This window comes from Parapedobacter sp. ISTM3, assembly GCF_016533505.1.
In the GTDB taxonomy this organism is placed as follows: Bacteria; Bacteroidota; Bacteroidia; order Sphingobacteriales; family Sphingobacteriaceae; genus Parapedobacter; species Parapedobacter luteus.
In genome coordinates, this window is the sequence record NZ_JAENGN010000019.1 from 69441 (window position 1) to 91803 (window position 22363).

Genomic DNA, 22363 nt, shown 5'->3' on the forward strand with positions numbered 1-22363 from the left:
GATTATTTAAAGGTTGTTAAACAAAAAGTCGAAATCGGCAGTCAGCTCCGCTTCATAAGCCAGCAATACCCAATAATCACGGGAAGCCTCGATACGGGCGTTTTCCGCCTGTTCCAGCAAGATGCGTATCTGTAACAGTTCGCTCAACGTGATTAAACCGCTCTTGTACCTTGCGAGGTACATATTATAGGCATCCTGCGACTGCTGTACGGCAAGTTTCGTTTTCTGAAGCTGCTGGTACTGCTGAACGATTTTTGCCTGCGAAGCGGATAAATCTGCCTGCATTGCCTGTTCGTATTGCGAATGGAGTAATTTGGTGCTTTCCGCTTCTTTAAAAAATTGCTCGCCTTTCATCCGGTTGGTATGGAGGCTCGTCAAATTCCACGTAATGCCGATACCCGCCAAAAAATTATTGGTGGTATTGCTAAACCCGTCTTTCCACGCTCCCGATACCGTACCGTTGGGGCTGATGCCCGTACCCCGGTAGGCATAACCGCCCAACAGGTTGATGGAGGGCAAAGAAGACCTTTTTTGTGCCTCGCCGCTCAAAGTGTAATACTCGGACTGCTTATCCAAAGCATCTAAAATGGGGTGTGAGGGATTGATGGTGTTTACCTTGTTCAGACCAATTTCTGCGGGATTGGCAAACCGTCCGGTTGATGCCGAATAATCGACGGTATCATTACCGTACAGTTCCAATAGCTGGATAAAGGAAGCGTTTTTTAAACCGTTCCATTTATCGTGTTCGCCCATTGCCTGTACATAGGATGATGAGGCGAGCAGACTATCTGCCGCAGGTCTTAGACCCGAAGCGGACAAGCCCGAAGTTATTTTGCGAATATCATCGAGGCGTTCAGCGTTCTTCTCCGTCCACTGTAATTTGGCATCATTGTATAAAAGGACAATGTACCGTTCGGATAATATCTTTTTAAGGTTGAGGATATAAGCATCTTTATCGCTGACCGATTTGTCGTATAAAGCACCCGCAGCCTCGTTCTGCTTGCGGAGCTTTCCGAAAGAGAACAGTTCCCAATTAACAATGGCGGAGCCAAAGGTATTGGCTGCGGTGGTACTGCCGCCTAACGGCACGGAACCATTTACGTTGAAAAAGCCTGGCTGCGGGAAAAATCCGCCTGCGCTTCCCTCGTAAGTACCGTAGGTATTCTGTGCCTGTGCGTTTACCTGCGGCAGCATATAGCCTTTTACCGCCCGTTGGTTATACTTTGCGGCATCTATCGCCGACATTTTGGCTCCAACTCCGGGATAATTTTCTTCGACCTTAGACCACAGGCTGCCTAAAGTATGTTCCTTTTGCTGCTGCGCATATAACGGAAACGCAGCAACAACGGCTAACCACAATAGTGCGGTCGCCCTAATATGTTTTATCATATTACGCTACAAATTTTGGAGAGGTCGCAAAGGCGACCCAAGATTATTTTAAAATGAAAACAACAGAAATTCCCATCGAACGGGTGCGGTCAATAGGGAAAAGGGGAATTAGCAGGCGTAATGGATGATGAGTTTCCGGTATTCCAAAAAGATAGGAATAGCGCTTCGGATTTTCCCGCTACTGCTGTAAAGAGGATGTTTGTTTTCGTTGCTTACAGGAGGTACCCCAAGCAGAAAAAGAAATGCAGCCGTTAAGATAACGGCAGGTAATAAATCGTTCGCCTTGAAAGAATTTTTTTGAACGATTTGGGTGTCTTCAACATTAAGTTGAGAACAATTCGCAAGCGTATTGGTTGAAAGGTTGTGATTGGCTTTAGGTACGCTCCGTTCTGTTTTCAGGGGAATACCAACCAGATTTTTAATGCTTGTCTTGACAGCACAGGACGTAAGCAATACCAAAAGCATTGCTGCGAATACTAAAAAGTATCGCTTGCAATTCGCTAAAATATTTGGTATAGTCCTGTTCATCAATTTACAAAAATAGTTTTATTTGATTAACGTCGCAAACAATTACGCCTGTTTTATGCTTTTTTAACACGAAAAACAGTGAAATATGATGCAGTTTGCTTATATATGCTCATTTACTATGGTTAAGAAAAGAGGTGTTTCCACGCACCCCTTTTATGATTTTACACTATCTGAAGAAACTCTTATTTCACTAACTCGTTTTTTTGTTCCGTCCATTCGTTGATACCTCCCGAATACATTTTAAGATTTTTCACGCCGTTCCTTTTCAGTAGGGAATATGCCATTGCTGCCCGTACCCCGCTTTGACAATGCACGATAACAGGTTTGTCTTTGCTGATTTTGTCCAAGTTGTTTTCCAATGAGGTCAGCACCATATTTTCCACACCTTTGATGTGTCCGTTATGGTATTCGCTCTCGGTTCGCACATCTATGATTTGAACGTCTTTTTTATCCAAGTGCTTTTTCAGTTCCCCGATACTAACGAGGTCGGATTTTTCCAGTGCCACATTCATCTTATCCAAGTCGGTCGCAAAACCGTAGATATTATCCATCCCGATACGCATCAGCTTACGGGTCAAGTCTTCCGTGTGGCTTTCATCGGTAATCAATACGATTTGAGGTTGATAATCTATCAAAGAACCTACCCAAGTGGAAAATGATTTTCCGTTTTCGATATGCAGGCTGCCCGGAATGTGACCTTTGGCAACCTCGTTTTTGCTGCGGGTATCAATAACCAGCAATTTGTTGTCAATGGCTTTTTGAAATGCCATAGGATTGAGTTTGGGGTGTAAGGGAACCTGAATGAGCAACGGACGTTCCACCTTGTTGAGTTGTTTCATCACGGCAAAATAGTTGGGCGGGGTCGGCTGTCCGTCCAAAATGTATTTTATAAAACCTTTTTCATCATTTTTAAATTGAAAGGCTTTGCTGTTCTGCTTTTCTTCTTTTAAGGTAGAATGTGGAATGGTGCTTAGGCTCTTGCCACAGAACGAACCTGCTCCGTGTCCTGCCCATATCTCCAAATCGTCGGGCAATCGGGAAAACTTTTGAATAGAAGCATAAAGCTGTTTTGCGCCAAGTTCCTGTGAGCCGACTTGCCCGGCTGCTTTCTCCAGGAGGTCAGGACGACCAACATCGCCCACGAAAATAAAATCTCCCGTAATGGCTCTTTGTGGTGTGGCTGGAACTTTCGTGTCTCTTACCAAAAAAGTGATGCTTTCGGGCGTGTGTCCGGGCGTGTGCATTACTTTCAATTGCACCTGCCCGACAGGGATGCTGCTGCCGTCTTTCAGCCCCGTGTGTGGAAACTGATATTGCCAGTCTGTGCCGCCCTCGTCGGACAGGAACAGCCCTGCACCTGTAACGGCTGCCAGTTCACGGGAACCGCTTAAAAAATCGGCGTGGATATGTGTTTCGGCTACTTTGGTTATATTGAGATTGTTGGCTTTGGCAATTTCCAAGTAAGTATCTATATCCCGCTTCGGGTCTATGACAATGGCTTCTCTGGTTTTCAAATCGCCTATCACAAAACTTGCCTGCGCCAGTGTTTCATCATATACCCGCTCGAAAAAATAGCTTTGGGCTTGTAATTTATTTCCCTGTAAAAACAAGATTATAAATAAGGCTATGGTAGCCGTAAATTTTGCTTTGGTCAGCATAATCATCTTTATTAGAAATTCGTAACCCGCAAATTTAGATTATCTGTCCTCCCTGTACTGTAACTTTTGTTACATAAAGTAGATGTTGGTGTTGTGGTCTTACTTGTTCTTTTTCAGTTGATAGGTCAAATTCAGAAACATATTGTTTTCGTATAACCTGATATTGCCGGATGCCGACGGGATAGAAAACCGGATAAGATATAGGTAGCCGACATCAAATTTCAGGTTGGGTAATACGCGGTATTCAATGTTCAGACCTGCCCTGTTATGGTCGGCAAACTGTGCTGAAGAAGAAGTTCCCGCTACGTTGATAAAGAACTCGTCGAATACGGTTAGTTTAAGGTGTTCGGTCAATTCGTACCGACCGCCGAAACGTGTGCGAAACCTTGTAATGTTGTTTGGGACATTCTTGATAATGCGGTATTCCAAAGCATTCCTGTTCACAAGGTAAATACGCTTGTATATTTTGTGCTGTAATTCTTGCGCTACTGAAAACCGTACCTCGCTATTGGGCGCAGCCTCATTATCTGCTTTATCCTGGATAATGCGATAGTGGGAAAAATAGGCAAACGGCGAAACGGAAAACTTTAAGTTTGGGTTATGCTGGTAATGTACCCAATCCCTGAATGTGAACATCAAGTTATTATCCAGCATATTTTTGTTTTCAAAACCGTTTTGCCGCCTGTGCTGAAACTCTACATCCGTCCTGAATTTATCTTCCAATGGAATGCTTAATGTAGTGCGGAACCAAGCATTGTAATGATGCTGTGCGGTCAAAGTTTGGGCAATAGAAACCCACATTGCCGTTATCAGCAATCTTTTAAACCGATACATAAGCGTTAATTAATGCGGCAGTTTTTCCCTTAGCAAGCCATATACCCAAGTACCTGCAATGGCACTCAATAGAGTAACGGTAATAACGGTAGCCCCCGTTCCAATTTGTGCAAACAGCGGACCCGGACAGGCTCCGGTTATTGCCCAGCCCAAACCGAAAATCAGACCGCCATAGATTTGCCCTTTATTGAATGTTTTGGGAGCAATCTTAATGGGTTCGCCGTAAATGGTTTTGATGTTGAATTTCTTTATCAGAAAAATGGAAGTCATACCTGTTATGACCGCACTCCCGATGATACCATACATATGGAACGATTGCAGGCGAAACATTTCCTGTATGCGGAACCAGCTTATGACTTCCGATTTCACGAATACGATACCGAACATTATACCGATTATCAGGTATTTGATGTTATGATACCATTTGTGTTCCAAACGGCTTTCGTTGACACACATCGCATCCAGTTCACGAAGCTGTAAATCTTTTTCTGTATCTCTGTTCTGTTGCATTTCTTGTCGAGGTTAAAGTGAAAGTATAAAAGGTAAAAACAGGTTTGCCATAATGAAGCCTCCAATCATAAAACAAATGGTGGCAATCAGTGAGGGCAACTGTAAATTTGATAAGCCCATAATGGCGTGTCCGCTTGTACAGCCACCCGCATAGCGTGTTCCGAAGCCTACCAGAAAACCTCCGGCTACCATCAGGACAAAACCCTTTAGGGTAAATAAGGATTGCCAGTTCATAATATCTTCAGGGATTAAATTGTTATAGTTGGTAATGCCATAGCCCGCTAATTCCTGTGCCAGTTTTGGATTGACCTCAATAGGAGCCGGATTTGACAAAAGATTAAAGGCAATGGCTCCGCCCAAAAATATCCCGAACACAAAAAAAAGGTTCCACACTTCTTTTTTCCAATCGTATTTAAAGAACGGGATACCCGCAGGCATACAGGAAGCGCATATATGCCGTAGCGAGGAACTGATACCAAATGATTTGTTACCGATGATTAAAAGTAAGGGTACGGTCAGCCCGACCAACGGGCCAGCAACGTACCAAGCCCACGGTTGTTTTAAAAATTCTAACATAATATATTATCTGTTTTCGTTAATCAATCTTTCCAGTTCATTCGCCGGGAAAATACCGGACTGCCGCCAGCGTATTTCTCCCTTTTTAAATATAATGAGCGTAGGCACACCCCGCACCTGATAAGCTGCTGCTGCCTGCGGGTTCTTGTCCACATCAATTTTGATGATGCTTGCATCATCGCCTACACGCTGCTTTAATTCTTCCAGAATGGGCGACATCATTTTACAGGGTCCGCACCATTCGGCAAAGAAATCTACCAATACGGGCTTATCGCTGTTTATTATCTCCTGAAACGTCATACTCTTTTTTGTCTTTTTTAAATGTTGATAACAGCAACCCGCCCATAGCTGCACCGTACAGGGTACTGTTAACCGGATTGGAGGTAATGGCGCAACTTCCCGTACTGCAACCGATAAATTTCCAATAGAAAAAACCTACGACTGCGCCGACAGCTACACCGATTATGGTAAACAAATGTTTTTTAGCGAACTTCTTCATACGATATATCCTCCATTTTTTTACGGGTTTTCGAAACAGGGGTACTGCAACCCGATACGCCACAGCAGCCTATATTCATTAGTGGCATCAGTGAGAACAGACCGCCCAAACCTGCAAGCAGCCATTCTTTTGCCATAATGCCCTGTACAATTATAAAAATGCCCAATGCCAATCGCAGCACCCGCATCATATTCCAGTTCTTCAAATAGCTTTTCATTTCCTTTTCTTTTTAAAAGTGCTGATGCCGAAGGGCAAGTACAACGGACAAAAGCTAATGAACGATGTAAGTACGAAAGCTACTGCCAATATGCCCAATATGATGGCTAATGTTCCCGAAATGGTATTAGTGAAGTACAAAACACCAATGACAACCGCAATGAGTATGCGGATTGCCTTGTCTGCCATTCCCATATTCTTTTTCATAGCTGTTGGTTTTCTTGGTTGACCACCTGATTTACGTTTTGCCACGTTCCACCGTTGATAACATCCTGAAAGCCGTTCTGCTCCAAAATGCTCTTCGCCTGCCCGCTTCTGTTTCCGCTACGGCAAAAGACAACAATGTTCTTCTTGACGATGAACTTCGATAGTTGTTCCTGCACTTTATCCAATGGAATGTTGACCGCTCCCTTTACGCTTCCCTCGGCAAACTCGGCAGGTGTGCGCACATCGACCAGGAAAGCTCCGTTTTTTACAGCTTCAGTAAGCTGGCTGTTATCTGTGTTGCCGAATATGGCTGAAAAAAAACCCATAGTTTTAAATTTTAAGCGTTCGTACACGATGCTTCTTTGCCCCCGACTGTCTTACCCTCTGCTGCTAACCATTCTTTCATACCCCCGGAAAAGTTCTTGACGTTTTCAAAACCGTTTTTAGCAAGTATGGAATAGGCGACTGCCGAACGGTCGCCTGCCTGACAGTGAATGACCACCTGTTTGTCTTTACTGATTTTACCGAGGTTGTCCGGCAGGGTTCCGACAAAAACATTATCCGCACCGTCTATGTGTCCTGCCTCATATTCGGTTGCTCCCCGAACATCGACTATCTGCACATTATCCTGTCCGATGTAGGTCTTAAATTCGTCCAAAGCAATCACGTCTGCGCTCTGGAGTGCAATGCCCATATCGTTTACATCCGAAATGTAACCGTAGATGTTGTCCAAGCCTATACGCATCAGCTTACGGGTCAAATCTTCCATCTGGCTGTCATCGGCTACCAAAATAAACTGCTCCTGATAGTTCAGCAGCCAACCGCACCACGTAGAAAAAGAGTTATTGCCCTGAATGTTCAGGCTACCGGGAATAAAGCCTTTAGCGAAATCTACCTTATTGCGGGTATCTATGACCCTGATACCTTTTTCATAGGCAGAAACAAACTGCGCTTTGGATAGCTTGGGGTGTTTCGGAACTTCTATCAGGAGTGGACGATTAAATTTGTTCAAGTGCTTCATCATCGCAAAGTATTTAGGCGGCTCCGGCTGGTCGGCTAATAGGTATTCGGTAAATCCGTTTTCATCTTCTCCGTACTGGAACGCCCAATTGCGGATTTTTTCGTACCCTACCGTGGAGCTATGAACTGCTCCCAAAGACTTACCACAAGCGGAGCCTGCCCCGTGTGCCGACCATACCTGAACGTATTCGGGAAGTGCGGCAAACTTTTTCAAAGATTGGAACATCTGTTTGGCTCCGGCTTCTTTAGTTCCGAGAAGCCCTGCGGCTTTTTCCAGCAAATCAGGACGACCGATATCGCCTACAAATACAAAATCGCCTGTGAATACCATAACGGGTTTATACGTTGCCGGGTGGTCGGTCAATAAAAAGCTGATGCTTTCGGGTGTGTGACCAGGTGTGTGCATTACCTCCAATGTGAGGTTGCCCACTCTAATCATATCGCCGTCTTTCAGCCCTTTGTGCGGGAATTGATATTGCCAGTCTTCGCCGCCCTCGTCCGAAAGGTACATTGTTGCGCCCGTTACTGCCGCCAGCTCCCTTGAACCGCAAAGAAAGTCTGCGTGTATGTGGGTTTCGGCAATGTGAGTGATACGCAGGTTATTCTGCTTTGCAATGTCGAGATATACATCAATATCCCTTTGGGCATCTATTACGATTGCCTCGCCCGTAGCCTGACAGCCTATTACATAGCTGCCCTGTGCCAAACTCTTATCATAAACGTGTTGAAAAAACATACTGATTTATTTTTATCGTTATCATTCTTTTTACTACTGCAAATTTCCGTTACTTATTTTTCCTGTACAGCTACTTTAGTTACACAAGGACAGGAAGACTACATTTTCCCTTTCATCATTTTGTTCCAGTACATATAGGGAAGCATATATTTCTTTAGAAGCCATAACCGCCAATGCTCTTTGTAGCTGTTGAACACCAGCATAAACTTCAGCATCGGGTCGGGTGTGAACTCAATCTTGTAATTAAACTCTGCGAGTGTCATTTTGCCGTACCCTGTAACTAAGGGACAGGACGAATACCCGTCATAAGATTTATTGTCTGCGGGCTTATGGGCAAGTAATTTCAGGATATTATCTACCACGACAGGAGCCTGCTTACGAATGGCTGCACCTGTTTTCGCCGTTGGCAATGCCGCTACGTCGCCCAATCCGAAAATGTTGGGGTATGTTTTATGTTGCAGGCTGTTAATATCTACATTCAGCCAACCTGCTTCATTGCATAAGCCCGATTTTCCTACAAATTCGGGCGCAACCTGCGGGGGAGCCAGGTGCAGGAAATCAACCGGTATTTCAATGACGGACTGTCCCTGTATCCGTTCGCCCAACACATTGCCCTCGTTGACCACACACTTGTTTTCATCAGGTGCGATGTTCTGGAAGTAAGCAATTTTCTTTTCGGGGTCAATCTTTACCGGGGCATAGAATGGCTTGAAATGAACGTTGTACCGATGGATGACTTTCATCAGTGTTTCTGCGATTACCTTTACGCCGAAAATGACGGAACCCGGCGTGGCGAAAACCACGTTTGTTTTTTTATCCAGTCTTTTCCTTTTGAAATAATCTGCCGCCAGATACATAATCTTCTGCGGTGCGCCACCACATTTAATTGGTGTGGTGGGCTGTGTAAAAATGGCATTGCCTCCTTTGAAGTCCTGCAAGCATTTCCACGTATATTCAGGGTCTATGTAGTTGCTGCAAACTACGCCTTTGGCAAGGGCTTCTTCCAAGCCAGCTATCAATGAAAGGTCGTACACAAGCCCCGCAGCTACAATTAGGTAGTCATAGCCGATATTGCCGTATTTTTCTGTTTCAACTTTGTTTTCTTCTGGGCGGAGTATTGTCGCCTTATTTTTAATCCATTCCACGCCGGAGGGAATGAGCGATGCTTCTTCCCTGATGGTATGCTGCATTTTGTAAGTGCCTGCGCCTACCAATGTAAAAGCGGGCTGATAGTAGTGCTTTTCGGACGGTTCAATAATGGCAATGGATAAATCGGGTTGCTTGTTCTTTAATTGGGCAGCAACCATAATACCTCCCGTACCTCCGCCAATAATGAGTATTTGAAAATGCTTTTCCATATGACAATGATTTTAGTGTAACAATGTTTCCTTAACGATGATGTAGATACCCATTACCAGCACAAACCATCCGAAAGCGGGCTTCAACTTGGAAGCCTTTATTTTTGTAGAAAGGTAACTGCCTATCAGTATGCCGACAATGGCAATGGAAGCGATGCTTAACAGAAAGCCCCATTGTACGGAAGTGTGGGGCAGGGAAAACAGGAAGCCCATCAAAGAGTTGATGGAGATAATGACCAATGATGTGCCTACGGCTGTTTTCATCGGCAATTTCAGCAGGTTTACCAAAGCAGGGATTATCAGGAAGCCGCCGCCTGCGCCTATCAGTCCGGTTATCACGCCTATAAAAATTCCTTGTAAGAGAATTTGAAAGTAATTGAACTGCTGCTTTTGCAGTGTTTCATCATTTGCCTGCCCGTCTTTTTTTATCATACTGTATGATGCCGCAATCATCAGTATGGCAAAGAGCAACATCAACAGTATATTCTTGGTTACGATAAAGCTCTCGATAGTGAAAACGTGCTGCGGGATAGCGGGAAGCAGATACTGCCGTGTGAGAAAAATGGCGGCAATGGACGGAATACCGAAAACAATGGCTGTTTTGATATTGACCAATCCTTTTTTGAAATAGGAAAATGAACCGACAACGCTCGTTGAGCCAACGATAAAAAGAGAATAGGCGGTTGCCAATACTGCATCAAGGCTAAACAGATAAACCAATACCGGAACGGTAAGAATACTGCCCCCGCCACCGATTAGCCCTAAAGAAATACCAATAAAAATTGATGCCGAATACCCCGCTATATCCATAGATTTCTGAATTGATACGACAAATTTGCACCAATCCAAAAACCTGTACAGCTACTTTTGTTACATAAGCGTGATTTTGTTCCTGCCCAATCGAACCGTCCCCATTTCTTCCAACTGTTTCAGCAGCCTCGACACCACTACACGGGCAGTACCCAATTCATTGGCTAATTGTTCGTGGGTAATGTTCAGGATATTATTTCCGGTAAGTTCCTGCTTCTTGCGCAGCAAAGCCAATAAGCGTTCATCTATCTTTTTAAAAGTGATGGCATTGACGATTTCTAAAAGTTCCTCAAAACGCTTGTGGTACAAACGGAAAATATAATCCAGCCATTGGGGGTACTCCCTGATGAACAAGGCTACTTTATCCATAGGCAGAAAAAGGATTTCTGCATCTTCCTCCACTTCGGCTTTGACCTTGCTTGTTTCATTGTGCATACCACCGAGGAACGACATAATGCAGCTTTCTCCGGCTTTGATGTAATACAGTAAAATTTCCCTGCCATCTTCTTCTGTTCGGACAACTTTCAGTGTTCCTTTGGTAACAATAGGGATAGAACGAATAGAAGCATTTTCATTCAGGATGACACTTCCGGTTTCATATTCTTTTCTTATACTGTTTTCATAGAGTTTCCCTACCAATTCAGGAGAGGATTTAAATTCTGTTATCTGTTCCAATGGTTCCATCTGCAAATTTTTAAAGCTTACTTATTCATAACACGGTAATACCATATTAAAATACATAACCTACAAATTTACATTTTATGCTTGCTATTTACTGTAACTTTTGTTACAAAATGAATGGTTTTTATCCCTCTTGCACCAAATGCTGTAAGTTCGGGTCATTCTTGATGCGCTCCATTTCACTAACAACAATATTCAAGATGTCTGCTTTTATCTGTTTGTAGTTGTTTTCAATCTGCTGCTTCATCTTATCCTCGCCCTGCTCATTTACAAAAGATAAGATTTGCGGTATTTGCTGATAGGCTTTGGTTTCGGCGGCTACCTTTTCATTGTCCACTACAATTTCGGCGTGGAAAATCTTTTGCTCTATACGTTCGTCAAAGTTATCCGATACCGAACCTACAAACATACCTTGTGTTAAGGTTGAAATTTTTGATGCAGGGATAAGGCTGTCTAACTGTGTGGAGATAGACGTAGATTTATCGTTGCGATTAATCGTCATACTCTGCCGTTTCTGCAACACTTTCCCGAAGCGTTCTGACAAGCTCTTTGCTGTTTCGCCAACCACCTGACCACTGAATATATTGCCGACGGTATTCTGTATTACCTTGCTTTCTTTGTCGCCGTAATCCCTCGTTAATTGCGAAAAGTCCTGAAAGCCCAAGCAAACTGCAACCTTATTACTTCTCGCCGTTGCGATAAGATTATCCAGTCCCCTGAAATAAATCGTAGGCAACTCATCTATGATAACGGAACTCTTTAACTGTCCCTTTTTATTAATGAGCTTTACAATTCTCGAATTGTACAAGCCCAAAGCTGCCGAATAGATATTTTGACGGTCGGGATTATTACCCACACATAAAATTTTTGGCTCTTTCGGGTTGTTGATGTCAAGCGTAAAATCATCGCCTGTCATTACCCAATACAGTTGCGGGCTAATCATTCTTGATAAAGGTATTTTTGCAGATGCTATCTGACCTTGCAACTGGTCTTGTGCGCCGCCTTGCCACGCATCCATAAAGGGCGACAAATAATTTTCCAAATCGGGGTATGAGGTTAAAATCGTGAACACGTCCGAATACTTTTTGTTCAACAATTCAATGGCGTGTGGGAACGTACAATACTTGCCGTTTTCATAGATTTTCAGATACCAAATAATTGCAGCTAAAAGAATAATTGGGCTTTCCACAAAGAAATCGCCTTGCTTCTGTATCCAGCTTCTGTTGAGGTTTAGCATTATGGTATATGCCGCTTCGTAGGCATCGGATATGTCGGTCATAAAATCGGGATTGAGTGGGTTGCAACGGTGGCTCTTGCGTGGGTCGTCAAAATTTATCACATAAAATTTCGGCTGTACCTTGTACTTATCCCTGTGCTTCAGCAAATGATTGTAGGCAATGGTTGATAGGTCGTCAAACTTGAAATCGTAGATGTACATACTAAAGCCTTTTTCAATCTGCTGCTTAATGTAGTTGTTTACGATGGCATAAGATTTACCGGAACCCGGAGTACCCAATACGATTGATGCCCTGAATGGATTTACAATGTTTATCCAACCGTTGTTCCATTTGTCTTTGTAATAAAATTTGGTAGGCAGATTGACGGAGTATTCATTTTCCATCAGTTTTGTTTCTTGTTGGAAACTCTCGTTCTCGTTATTGAAAACATCGTCCATTAAATTGTTTTTCAGTAACCTGCTCATCCATACGCCTGCCATCAGTAAAGCGATATAACCTAATGAGATAGTAAGCATATAAAGAAATGTGCCTATTGCCGGAGGTAATTTTAGCAACGGTGTGTTCAGGAAGAACAGTACAAAACCAACGCCCAAAGCCACGTAGATTTTAGACCAGGTTATCTTCTCATTCTTTACGCCCTTTGTTCCTAAACAGCTTAAAGCAAGTAAAACCAAAGCGAATGCTTTGGTATAAAGGGTATGTGAAAACAAGCCCGCCGTCCGGTCGAAATTGCCTAATATCTTGTTGATTACTTCCAACGTCCAACCACGTTCTAAAAAGAAACCGTAGCAGAACCAATAAAGGTGCATCAGCACCAAAAGAATACTGACTGCCCGCATAAAAGCCATTATCTTGGCAAGCCCTCTTAAATCGTCTTCTCCCTGCATTATTTTAAGTTTTAATGTTCGGGCGTGAATTTAAAGGCTCTATGCAGTGGCTATCAGAATGTGGCAGTCTGTGGCTTTGCGTGGCAGTGTTTGGCTAAATATTACTTCTGACCTCTTTGGCGTTTGCGCTTCTTCTTCATCTTATTGGCAAAGTCCTGTTCTTCGTAATCTTCGCCCTGGGCTTCGGGCAATAAGCCGCCCAGTGCTTCAATCAAACCGTCTTCGTGCTTGTCCGTAGTTAAGAAGTCGAACAAATGGTGTGGTTCTTCCGCAGGAAGATCCGCATCATTTGATGTGGATTGGGGTTGTGAAACGGCAGGTTCCTTAATATCGGGGTTGATGTTATTGTTCCAATAATCATTAAAGGTGTTGGCAGAAAGTTCGGTTGCCAAACGTGAACCGTTCCAAACCGCTTTGGAATTGTGGTCAATAAATGTAATACCATAAATACGCCCTGTATCATTCCGGCGCACGACTACATTAATGCCCTGTTCCGCTAACTGCTTTTTAAACGCCTGTTCATCACTCGTGGTTTTCAGGGCAATGGTAACGGCAGATTTTAGGGTCTGTTTGATAGGGTTGTCTTTCAAAGCGGTTTTGCATTTCGCAAAATGCAATTCTAAAGCCGGAAGTCCTGCGCTCTTTCCGAACAGCGAAGCCTTAAACGGATGCCCTGCTCTTTCGCCTTTTTCATTTAGCGGAATATATAATAAGCCCTGCTGCATCTTTCCCTGCAATTCGCCCTCGATTTTCTCGGCGGTAATATTGAACAATGAAAGCAGGGCATTGTATTCGCCCAAAGTTTGGTACTGGTAGTAGTTCGGCAGGTGGCGAACGACCGAAGCTATTTGGCTCTTGACATCGCCTGCCCGATAATCTACCGGACGGAAAACCTTATCAGTTTGGTTGCGTTGCTTGTCTGTTGCGGGTATCAATCCGTGTTGTCTTTCCAGTTCACGGCATACATTCATAGACCGCATTTTCTCGAATTTGTCCGAAATCTTTTTGCCCTGCTCGTCCACGCAAACCGATACAATGTGTATATGGCTACGGTCAATATCGGTATGTTTGAATACGACAAAAGGCTGTTCTCCGTAACCCATTTCCCGCATATACTGTTCTGCCATTTCCCTAAACTTATCATCGCTTACTTTATCATTCGGGTCAGGATTGAGCGAAATATGCAGCGTATGTTTCTCGGTATTGCGGTTGGCAATCAGGTAAGGGGCAAAAGACTGGGCTAATTGTGCCACGGAAGAATGACCGCTTGCCGTTTCAATCATCTTATTGGCAAACAAAATTTGCCCGTTTTCATTCTCTACTTTAAGATGATTGTACGCCAACGCCCCGTATAAATTTGCGCTTCTTCCAATTTTTGCTATCACTACTACATTATTTTTTTAGGTATTCTTCCTCAAATTTTTCGGCAAGCTGAATTATTTTTTGGCATAGCATCGCCATTTCAGCCGTCTGTTTTTCCAGTTTGTACAGGAATGCCGCCGCCTTTTTCTCGGAAAAATTCTTGTACAGCAGCTTCACAATCTGATTGTAATTCACTCCAATGGAACGGAACTGGCTGTGAAAAGAGGTTAGCCGCATATAAAAATCAACCGTTCCTTTGTCAATCTGAATGGTCTTTATGGTCTTGTCAAAGATGCAGGACGTTATAAAGTGCGCCTTTACCTGCATACCTGATTTATCAAAAAGGGCAAGAAAACGGACGTGTTCCTGCTCGTTAAAGGAAATCGTATAGCGGATGGTCGCCGGGTCTTCTTTTGGGCGGCGTCCGGTCTTTTTCAGTTGCTTTTTGTTGTTATCGTTCATCACTAATCCATTTTAAAATCCATACAAAACCCTGACTTCGGAAGGTGTTTTCTGCCCCCTGCAAAGGGCAAGTTGTTTTGAGCATCGGAAATCATTCCGAGATGCTCAAAACACAACTTGCCGTGTTCCGGTGAACACAAAAATCCGCCCTGCGGGACGGATTGAATGTAACAGGGAAAAACGGCTCGATGCCGTTCCCGTTACCCCCTGATATGTCGAAAGACTTTTGCATAAATCCGTTAATAAAAATCACAATACAAAGTAAAGCCCTGTTTACGATAGCGTTGCACTGTGCCACAGTGCCAAATACTGCCTCTGAACGCCAAACACTGCCACCGCTATACAACCGAATGAATTTGATGAGTTCTTTGCCCCTGAATGTTGGCAGGCAGTCAGACAGCCCGTGCTTCAGGACGAGCAGACGGCACGCATTCAAGATGGCAGGTTATCCTGCCTGCAAGATTGCAGGAATGCAAGAAAGCAGGAACGCAGGAATGACGGAAAGCGAGATAGCCTGCTATCAGGCGATCACGCCTGCGTGACGGACGGAACGATATACCGCAATCCTGCCTGATAAGATGCCTGAATGAAAGCATTGCTGCTGTACGGCAGGAAAGCAGGCAATCAGCAATTCCCGCAGGCAAGCCTGATAGCTATCCTGCAAGAAAGACAGCACGAAATCAGGACTGCACGGGTGCAAGCCTGCAAGCCTGAAAACAGTAAGATGTAAACTTTAAATTTTAAAAATATGGACACAAAAAAGAAACCTCTGTTCGTTGCCTTTTCTTCTCAAAAAGGCGGTGTTGGCAAAAGCACATTTACCACGCTTGTTGCAAGCACGATGCACTATCGGTTGGGCTACAACGTAGCCGTATTTGATGCGGATTTTCCGCAGCACAGCCTGATGAAAATGAAAACCCGTGATTTGGCAATGGTAATGGAAAATGAGGCTTTGAAAAAACTGGCGTATAAGCAGTTTACCACCATCAACAAAAAAGCCTATCCCATTATGCAGCACAAAGCGGATAGCGTACTCGATGCGGCGCACGAATTTGTAAACACTTCTCCCGTTCCGCTTGATGTGCTGTTCTTCGACCTGCCCGGAACCGTGAACACTCCCGGCATACTGAAAGCATTGGCAGGTATGCACCACATTTTCACGCCCATTACGGCAGACCGTGTGGTAATGGAAAGTACGCTCATCTTCACGCAGCTTTTACAGGACGTGATTATGAAAAAAGGCGAAACTTCCATACAAAGCATTAACCTGTTTTGGAACCAGGTGGACGGCAGGGAAAGCACACCCTTATATGACGTGTACAATCAGCTTATTGGACAACTGGGGTTAAGCCTGATGCAAAGCCAAATCAAGAACAGCACCCGTTTTCGCAAGGAAAGCGAAGCAGACAGCAAAACGGTTTTCCGTTCTACCGTCATGCCACCTGATGAGCGTTTGATGAAAGCCTGCCAGTTAGACCTGTTCATCAGCGAATTTTTAAACATCATTCAATCGTAGTGCTATGGAAAAAGACAATAAAAGAAAAGTAACGCCGGACATTAACGAGGAAATGATGATGAACCTGATGGTGGATGGTGTAAAAAAGGACGGTTTGCAGCTACCGCCCGAACCTGACGAAGAGCAGGTAAAGGAAGCGGAACAAGATGAGGTAAAGCAGGACGAATTACCACAAAGTAAACCAGTACCACGGGAAAGGAACCGCACCAAGAAAAACCTTGACGGAAGCTACGGCGAACACTTTTTGAAAACCCACTCGATGACAAAGCGGGGCGATAAAAGTATTTATATCCGGCAGGAATACCACGAACGGCTATCCCGTATTGTACAGGTCATTGGTAAAGATGCCATACCCCTGTATGCCTATCTTGATAACATACTGGAGCATCATTTTGAGCTATTTGAAAAAGCAATTACTGATGATTTCAACGAAAAGTTTAAACCCATTTTTTAAAGCACCTGATTATGGAAATAATAATTGTGATATGCCTGCTGATAGTCATTGCCCTGCTTTTGCAGGATAAGATTGTCATTCATAAACGGTCGGAACAAAAACCCACACAGGAAAAAGTTAACCCGAACCTGCCCGATATTATGGGGCAGCCCAAGCCAGTAAGAAGCCTTTTAGTGCCAAACACTGCCAATGAAAGTCAAATAACGGAACCGGAGATAAACCTTGATAATTTAGACATCGAATACGACGAAAACGTCAGCATTCAAATTCCGCAGGAAGAACTGGACGAAGTTTTCAGCAATATGCCTGATTTGGAAGAAGAGGAAGAAGAATGGAACAGGTACGGAATATCCGGTGGCGATAACGGTTTTGCCCAAGGGGTTACCTATGACGAACTAAGCTCCGTAGGGGCATTGCTCCAAAAAGAGAATTTGGAACAGGCTCAAAAGGAAACAGCGGTAGCCATAGTTCAGAAATTACAGGGAACCGAATTATTCAGCCTACTGGAAAATTCCATTGAGGGTGCTTCCCGAAAAATTGCCGAGCTTTTGGATAGCACACTTTCATCTGAAAGCGACGACGGTTCTTCCACTTTGCGGAAAAGTGATTTGGGTGATTTTGACATTGGGGAGTTTGTCTGAAAAGACGGCTCCCTTTTGTCTTTTTAAAGGCGTTGCAGCCTGATAAAAAATAAACAGTACAGATATGATTAAGAAAGATGACCCTGATTATATATTCGAGGAATATAAAGGACATACCATAGCAAGCCACAAGAATAATGTTGTTGGTAAAGACATTAATAATCTCATCATTGTTTACCGTTCAGATGAGTTCCCCAATCACGGGTTTATTATTGGACTGGATGATAGCAAGCTGTCAGGGGGCAGAAAGTCCGTACCGCACAACATAGATGATGCAAAAGGCTACATTGATTGGGTAGTTGGTATTCAACAGAAAAAGGCAGAGATAAAGCCGACCAACAATATTGTTGACCAAGAAGCCTACGATATGCGTGTAAACAAAGGGATGCTGCCTACGATAGCTATTGCGGGGCATACTTTCTTTGTAGATATACGAATGGATAAACTTAGACCTAAAGATGATTTCCTTTCAAATGGTATCGTGTTCTCGGATATAGCAAACTACTATGATGAAGATAAAAGGACTTATACTATTCCCTACAATCCGAAGACACACGAATTTCAGGAACCGGATTACCGGACTATCAAAGAACTACCCAAAGATTTAATCGCTGTGCAATTTCCCTCCGAAAGACTGCTTGACAGGATTGGATGGAACAGGCATTACGGATTTGAATTGACACACGGACTGGAAAAGCAAGGCTTGAAATTGCAGTTTGAAGCGAAGCAAATACCCTGGGAAAAAACCTTTCTTGTCGGTTTGATAAAAAGCAACCTGAAAGAAGAAAAGAACCTGCAAAAAGCTACCGAAAAACAACAACCAACCCAAGTCAAGAAAGCTAAACCGAAAGGTAGAAAAATGTAAATCGGCGCACCGATAACCGAACGTCAAACCGTAAAAAGTTTGGCGTTTTTTTTATACTCAAATATCTGTTACAAAGCCACTCACAGCCAAACACTTCCTTTGACTGCCACTTTCTTATAACGCCTCTTTTTCCACAAGACATTTGTCCCGAAAGCTCGCAAGGTGCGGGATAAACAGTAACAAATTAATGTGTTTCAATTATGGAAAAACAGAGAAAAAAAGTTTTGCTGGCAGCCGTGGCAATGCTGTCAGGAATTGGTGCGTTCGCACAGGGAAACGGCTCGGCAGGTATCAACGAGGCTACCCAAATGGTAACAAGTTATTTCGACCCCGCAACGCAATTAATCTACGCCATCGGTGCGGTAGTCGGGTTAATCGGGGGCGTTAAGGTGTACAACAAATTCAGTTCCGGCGACCCTGATACGAGCAAGACCGCAGCCTCGTGGTTTGGTGCGTGTATCTTCCTGATTGTTGCCGCTACCATCTTGCGTTCATTCTTCCTTTAATCCCGTGCCTTATGAATAGTTACAATATTAACAAAGGCGTTGGGCGTACAGTGGAGTTCAAAGGGCTGAAAGCGCAATACCTGTTCATTTTCGCAGGTGGGCTGCTCGGTACGCTTATCCTCGTGATGATACTGTATATGGCAGGCGTAAACTCTTACATCTGCCTGTTCCTCGGAGCAGGCGGAGCTTCGCTCATTGTATGGCAGACCTTTTCACTGAACCGCAAGTACGGCGAACACGGGTTGATGAAAATTGCAGCCAATAAAAGGCATCCCCGCTACATCATCTGCCGCAAGCCTGTACACCGCTATTTAAAATTCACGCCTAAACAGAATGCCGTATGAGAAATGTAGCAAAGACCACCACACTGGAAAACAAATTTCCATTGTTGGCAGTAGAGAACAACTGCATCCTCTCCAAAGATGCAGACATTACCGCCTGCTTTGAAGTGCGTTTGCCGGAACTGTTCACGGTAGCATCTGCGGAATACGAAGCTATACACTCCGCCTGGCACAAGGCGATTAAAACCCTGCCTGATTTTACGGTCATTCACAAACAGGATTGGTACATCAAGGAAAGCTATGCACCTGATTTGGCAATAGAAGACCAGAGTTTTTTATCAAAGTCTTATCAACGCCATTTCAACGAGCGACCGTTCCTGAACCACTATTGCTACCTGTTTCTGACGAAGACCACAAAGGAAAGAATGCGGATGCAAAGCAACTTCAGTTCGCTTTGTAAAGGTACGCTGATACCAAAGGAAATCAGGAACAAGGAAACGATACACCGCTTTATGGAGGCGGTCGCCCAGTTTGAGCGTATCGTGAACGATAGCGGTTTTGTGAGCTTGCGACGATTAACTGAAGAGGACATTATCGGCACGGACGATACACAGGGATTATTGGAGCAATACCTCACGTTATCGAGGGGAGCCGGAACACCAATGCAGGACATCGCACTCGGAAACGAAGAAGTACGCATCGGCAACAAAAGGTTAAGCCTGCATACGCTTTCCGATACGGACGACCTGCCCGGAACAGTATCGGCAGATACCCGTTTTGAAAAGCTATCTACCGACCGTAGCGATTGCCGCCTGTCATTCGCCGCACCTGTGGGGTTGCTCCTTAGCTGTAACCACATTTACAATCAGTACCTATTCTTAGATAATAGCGAGGATAACCTGCAAAAGTTTGAGAAGTCCGCCCGAAATATGCACTCACTGGCTCGTTACAGCCGGGCAAACCAAATCAACAAAGAGTGGATAGAAAAGTACCTGAACGAAGCGCACAGCTTCGGGCTGTCATCTATCCGTGCGCACTTCAACATTATGGCGTGGTCGGAAGACCCTACGGAGCTGAAACAGCTAAAGAATGATTGCGGTAGTGCGTTGGCACTGATGGAGTGTAAACCACGGCACAACACTACGGACGTAGCTACATTGTATTGGGCAGGTATGCCGGGTAATGCGGGCGACTTCCCCAGTGAGGAAAGTTTTTACACTTTTATCGAACCTGCGTTGTGCTTCTTTACCGAAGAAACCAACTACCACAATTCGCCCTCGCCGTTCGGTATCAAGATGGCTGACAGGCTTACAGGAAAACCTATCCATTTGGATATTTCCGACCTGCCTATGAAGCGGGGTATCATCACGAACCGGAACAAGTTTATACTTGGTCCATCGGGTAGTGGTAAATCGTTCTTCACTAACCATATGGTACGGCAGTATTACGAACAGGGCGCACACGTACTGTTGGTAGATACGGGTAACTCTTATCAGGGCTTATGCGAACTCATCAAAGGAAAGACCAAAGGCGAAGACGGTGTTTACTTCACTTATACCGAAGATAACCCGATTGCCTTTAACCCATTCTACACCGATGATGGCGTGTTCGACATTGAAAAGCGGGAAAGTATCAAGACTTTGATACTGACCTTATGGAAACGTGATGATGAGCCGCCAACCCGTTCCGAAGAAGTTGCCCTTTCCAATGCGGTAAGCGGTTATATCGAACGTATCAAAACGGAAGATATGTACCCGTCATTCAACGGGTTCTATGAGTATGTGAAAGGCGACTACCGCAAGGTACTGGAAGAAAAGCAGGTCAGGGAAAAAGACTTTGACATTGCCAATTTCCTGAACGTACTCGAACCCTATTACAAGGGCGGCGAATACGATTACCTGCTGAACTCCAATAAGCAGTTAGACCTGCTTTCCAAACGCTTCATAGTGTTTGAGATTGATGCTATCAAAGACCACAAAATCCTCTTTCCCATCGTCACGATTATCATTATGGAGGTGTTCATCAACAAGATGCGCCGATTGAAAGGTATTCGCAAGCTCATCCTGATTGAAGAAGCCTGGAAAGCCATTGCCAAAGAGGGAATGGCGGAATACATCAAGTATTTATTCAAGACGGTGCGTAAGTTCTTCGGCGAAGCCATTGTGGTTACACAGGAAGTTGACGACATCATCCAATCGCCCATTGTCAAAGAAAGCATCATCAACAACTCCGACTGTAAAATCCTGCTTGACCAACGCAAGTATATGAACAAGTTTGATGACATACAGGCGATGTTGGGGCTTACGGACAAAGAGAAAGGGCAGGTACTTTCCATCAATATGAACAACGATGCAAGCCGACTGTACAAAGAGGTTTGGATTGGCTTAGGTGGTACGCACTCGGCAGTCTATGCCACCGAAGTTAGTTTGGAGGAATACCTTGCCTATACGACCGAAGAAACCGAAAAAATGGAAGTAATGCAGCTTGCTTCCGAACTGGACGGTAATGTGGAACTCGCCATTAAGCATATCGCAATGCAAAGGCGGGACAATTCAAATCAATAGTCATTAACAATTTAAAAATTCAGAAACAATGAAAAAAGTATTGTATTTGGTGTGTACGGCACTGATGCTCGCCGTAGCACCGTCAGCAAAAGCCCAGTGGGTTGTAACCGACCCCGCTAATTTGGCTTCGGGCATTATCAACTCTGCGAACGAAATCATACAGACTTCTTCGACCGTGAGCAATGTGATAAAGAACTTCAACGAAGTGAAGAAAGTGTACGACCAGGGCAAGGAATACTACGACAAGCTGAAAGCCATCAACAATTTGGTGAAAGATGCCCGTAAGGTGCAGCAAACGGTATTGTTGGTCGGCGATGTGTCCGAAATGTACGTTCAGAACTTCGGCAAGATGATGAACGACCCAAATTTCACACCGCAGGAATTGGTCGCTATCGGCAACGGTTATTCGGCACTGCTCAATGAAAGTACCGAACTGCTCAAAGAACTGAAGCAGATTATAACCTCTTCAAGCCTTTCCCTGAATGACAAAGAGCGTATGGATGTGATTGACCGTGTGTACAAAGAAGTTAAGGATTACCACAGCCTTGTACGCTACTATACCAAT

27 protein-coding genes are annotated in these 22363 nt (G+C 44.2%); 10 read left to right on the forward strand and 17 right to left on the reverse strand.

Annotated elements, in window-relative coordinates:
• Nucleotides 1–6: 6 nt before the first annotated feature.
• From JHJ32_RS19905 to mobA, 17 genes are all read right to left on the reverse strand, one after another.
• Nucleotides 7–1389 (reverse strand): TolC family protein, encoded by a 1383-nt coding sequence (locus JHJ32_RS19905; RefSeq protein ID WP_200122145.1) that lies wholly within the window; start codon nt 1387–1389, stop codon nt 7–9.
• 710 nt (nt 1390–2099) lie between these two features.
• Entirely contained in the window at nt 2100–3575 is a 1476-nt protein-coding gene (locus JHJ32_RS19910; RefSeq protein WP_200122146.1) for a rhodanese-like domain-containing protein, read from the reverse strand.
• A gap of 99 nt (nt 3576–3674) precedes the next feature.
• The gene (locus JHJ32_RS19915) at nt 3675–4409 is read right to left on the reverse strand and encodes a DUF2490 domain-containing protein (RefSeq protein ID WP_200122147.1); all 735 of its coding nucleotides are present in this window, start codon (nt 4407–4409) and stop codon (nt 3675–3677) included.
• Nucleotides 4410–4418: 9 nt separating this feature from the next.
• A complete protein-coding gene (locus JHJ32_RS19920; protein ID WP_200122148.1) occupies nt 4419–4919 on the reverse strand; it encodes a DUF6691 family protein in 501 nt (166 codons plus the stop codon).
• A 12-nt stretch (nt 4920–4931) separates the two neighbouring features.
• A complete protein-coding gene (locus tag JHJ32_RS19925) occupies nt 4932–5495 on the reverse strand; it encodes a YeeE/YedE family protein (RefSeq protein WP_200122149.1) in 564 nt (187 codons plus the stop codon).
• Nucleotides 5496–5501: 6 nt separating this feature from the next.
• Nucleotides 5502–5795: a thioredoxin gene (gene trxA / locus JHJ32_RS19930; protein ID WP_200122150.1), complete on the reverse strand. Its 294-nt coding sequence runs from the start codon at nt 5793–5795 to the stop codon at nt 5502–5504.
• Nucleotides 5764–5994, reverse strand: a complete 231-nt coding sequence (locus JHJ32_RS19935) for a DUF6132 family protein (RefSeq protein ID WP_200122151.1) — start codon at nt 5992–5994, stop codon at nt 5764–5766. Before JHJ32_RS19935 ends, trxA begins: the two co-directional genes overlap by 32 nt.
• Nucleotides 5978–6211: a hypothetical protein gene (locus tag JHJ32_RS19940; RefSeq protein ID WP_200122152.1), complete on the reverse strand. Its 234-nt coding sequence runs from the start codon at nt 6209–6211 to the stop codon at nt 5978–5980. The genes JHJ32_RS19935 and JHJ32_RS19940 overlap by 17 nt, the downstream gene beginning before the upstream one ends.
• Nucleotides 6208–6417: a DUF2892 domain-containing protein gene (locus tag JHJ32_RS19945; RefSeq protein WP_200122153.1), complete on the reverse strand. Its 210-nt coding sequence runs from the start codon at nt 6415–6417 to the stop codon at nt 6208–6210. Before JHJ32_RS19945 ends, JHJ32_RS19940 begins: the two co-directional genes overlap by 4 nt.
• The gene (locus tag JHJ32_RS19950; protein ID WP_200122154.1) at nt 6414–6743 is read right to left on the reverse strand and encodes a rhodanese-like domain-containing protein; all 330 of its coding nucleotides are present in this window, start codon (nt 6741–6743) and stop codon (nt 6414–6416) included. The genes JHJ32_RS19945 and JHJ32_RS19950 overlap by 4 nt, the downstream gene beginning before the upstream one ends.
• Nucleotides 6744–6754: 11 nt before the next feature.
• Complete coding sequence (locus JHJ32_RS19955; protein ID WP_200122155.1) at nt 6755–8173, reverse strand: rhodanese-like domain-containing protein; 1419 nt, start codon at nt 8171–8173, stop codon at nt 6755–6757.
• 98 nt (nt 8174–8271) lie between these two features.
• Nucleotides 8272–9531: an FAD/NAD(P)-binding oxidoreductase gene (locus JHJ32_RS19960; RefSeq protein WP_200122156.1), complete on the reverse strand. Its 1260-nt coding sequence runs from the start codon at nt 9529–9531 to the stop codon at nt 8272–8274.
• A 12-nt stretch (nt 9532–9543) separates the two neighbouring features.
• Entirely contained in the window at nt 9544–10341 is a 798-nt protein-coding gene (locus JHJ32_RS19965; protein ID WP_200122157.1) for a sulfite exporter TauE/SafE family protein, read from the reverse strand.
• A gap of 60 nt (nt 10342–10401) precedes the next feature.
• The gene (locus tag JHJ32_RS19970) at nt 10402–11025 is read right to left on the reverse strand and encodes a Crp/Fnr family transcriptional regulator (protein ID WP_200122158.1); all 624 of its coding nucleotides are present in this window, start codon (nt 11023–11025) and stop codon (nt 10402–10404) included.
• Between the two features lie 121 nt (nt 11026–11146).
• Nucleotides 11147–13150, reverse strand: coding sequence for a conjugal transfer protein MobC (gene mobC / locus JHJ32_RS19975; RefSeq protein WP_200122169.1), 2004 nt, complete (start codon nt 13148–13150; stop codon nt 11147–11149).
• 98 nt (nt 13151–13248) lie between these two features.
• Entirely contained in the window at nt 13249–14532 is a 1284-nt protein-coding gene (mobB, locus tag JHJ32_RS19980) for a conjugal transfer protein MobB (RefSeq protein ID WP_200122159.1), read from the reverse strand.
• Nucleotides 14533–14539: 7 nt separating this feature from the next.
• A complete protein-coding gene (gene mobA, locus JHJ32_RS19985) occupies nt 14540–14971 on the reverse strand; it encodes a conjugal transfer protein MobA (protein ID WP_200122160.1) in 432 nt (143 codons plus the stop codon).
• A gap of 359 nt (nt 14972–15330) precedes the next feature.
• On the opposite strand from mobA, the gene JHJ32_RS19990 reads away from it, so the two are divergent.
• The 10 genes from JHJ32_RS19990 to JHJ32_RS20035 all read left to right on the forward strand — a co-directional run.
• Nucleotides 15331–15513, forward strand: coding sequence for a hypothetical protein (locus JHJ32_RS19990; protein WP_200122161.1), 183 nt, complete (start codon nt 15331–15333; stop codon nt 15511–15513).
• 44 nt (nt 15514–15557) lie between these two features.
• Entirely contained in the window at nt 15558–15701 is a 144-nt protein-coding gene (locus tag JHJ32_RS19995; RefSeq protein WP_200122162.1) for a hypothetical protein, read from the forward strand.
• Nucleotides 15702–15719: 18 nt separating this feature from the next.
• A complete protein-coding gene (locus JHJ32_RS20000; RefSeq protein WP_091520354.1) occupies nt 15720–16487 on the forward strand; it encodes a ParA family protein in 768 nt (255 codons plus the stop codon).
• 4 nt (nt 16488–16491) lie between these two features.
• Nucleotides 16492–16941, forward strand: a complete 450-nt coding sequence (locus tag JHJ32_RS20005; protein WP_200122163.1) for a DUF3408 domain-containing protein — start codon at nt 16492–16494, stop codon at nt 16939–16941.
• A gap of 11 nt (nt 16942–16952) precedes the next feature.
• Nucleotides 16953–17582: a conjugal transfer protein TraD gene (locus JHJ32_RS20010; protein ID WP_200122164.1), complete on the forward strand. Its 630-nt coding sequence runs from the start codon at nt 16953–16955 to the stop codon at nt 17580–17582.
• A 64-nt stretch (nt 17583–17646) separates the two neighbouring features.
• Complete coding sequence (locus JHJ32_RS20015; RefSeq protein ID WP_200122165.1) at nt 17647–18447, forward strand: hypothetical protein; 801 nt, start codon at nt 17647–17649, stop codon at nt 18445–18447.
• A 200-nt stretch (nt 18448–18647) separates the two neighbouring features.
• On the forward strand, nt 18648–18953 hold the full coding sequence (locus JHJ32_RS20020) for a DUF4134 domain-containing protein (protein ID WP_002979435.1): 306 nt from the start codon (nt 18648–18650) through the stop codon (nt 18951–18953).
• Between the two features lie 11 nt (nt 18954–18964).
• Nucleotides 18965–19297 (forward strand): DUF4133 domain-containing protein, encoded by a 333-nt coding sequence (locus JHJ32_RS20025; RefSeq protein ID WP_200122166.1) that lies wholly within the window; start codon nt 18965–18967, stop codon nt 19295–19297.
• Nucleotides 19294–21798 (forward strand): TraG family conjugative transposon ATPase, encoded by a 2505-nt coding sequence (locus JHJ32_RS20030; RefSeq protein WP_200122167.1) that lies wholly within the window; start codon nt 19294–19296, stop codon nt 21796–21798. The genes JHJ32_RS20025 and JHJ32_RS20030 overlap by 4 nt, the downstream gene beginning before the upstream one ends.
• A 28-nt stretch (nt 21799–21826) precedes the next feature.
• The coding region (locus tag JHJ32_RS20035; RefSeq protein ID WP_200122168.1) for a DUF4141 domain-containing protein at nt 21827–22363 on the forward strand (537 nt) is incomplete at its 3' end.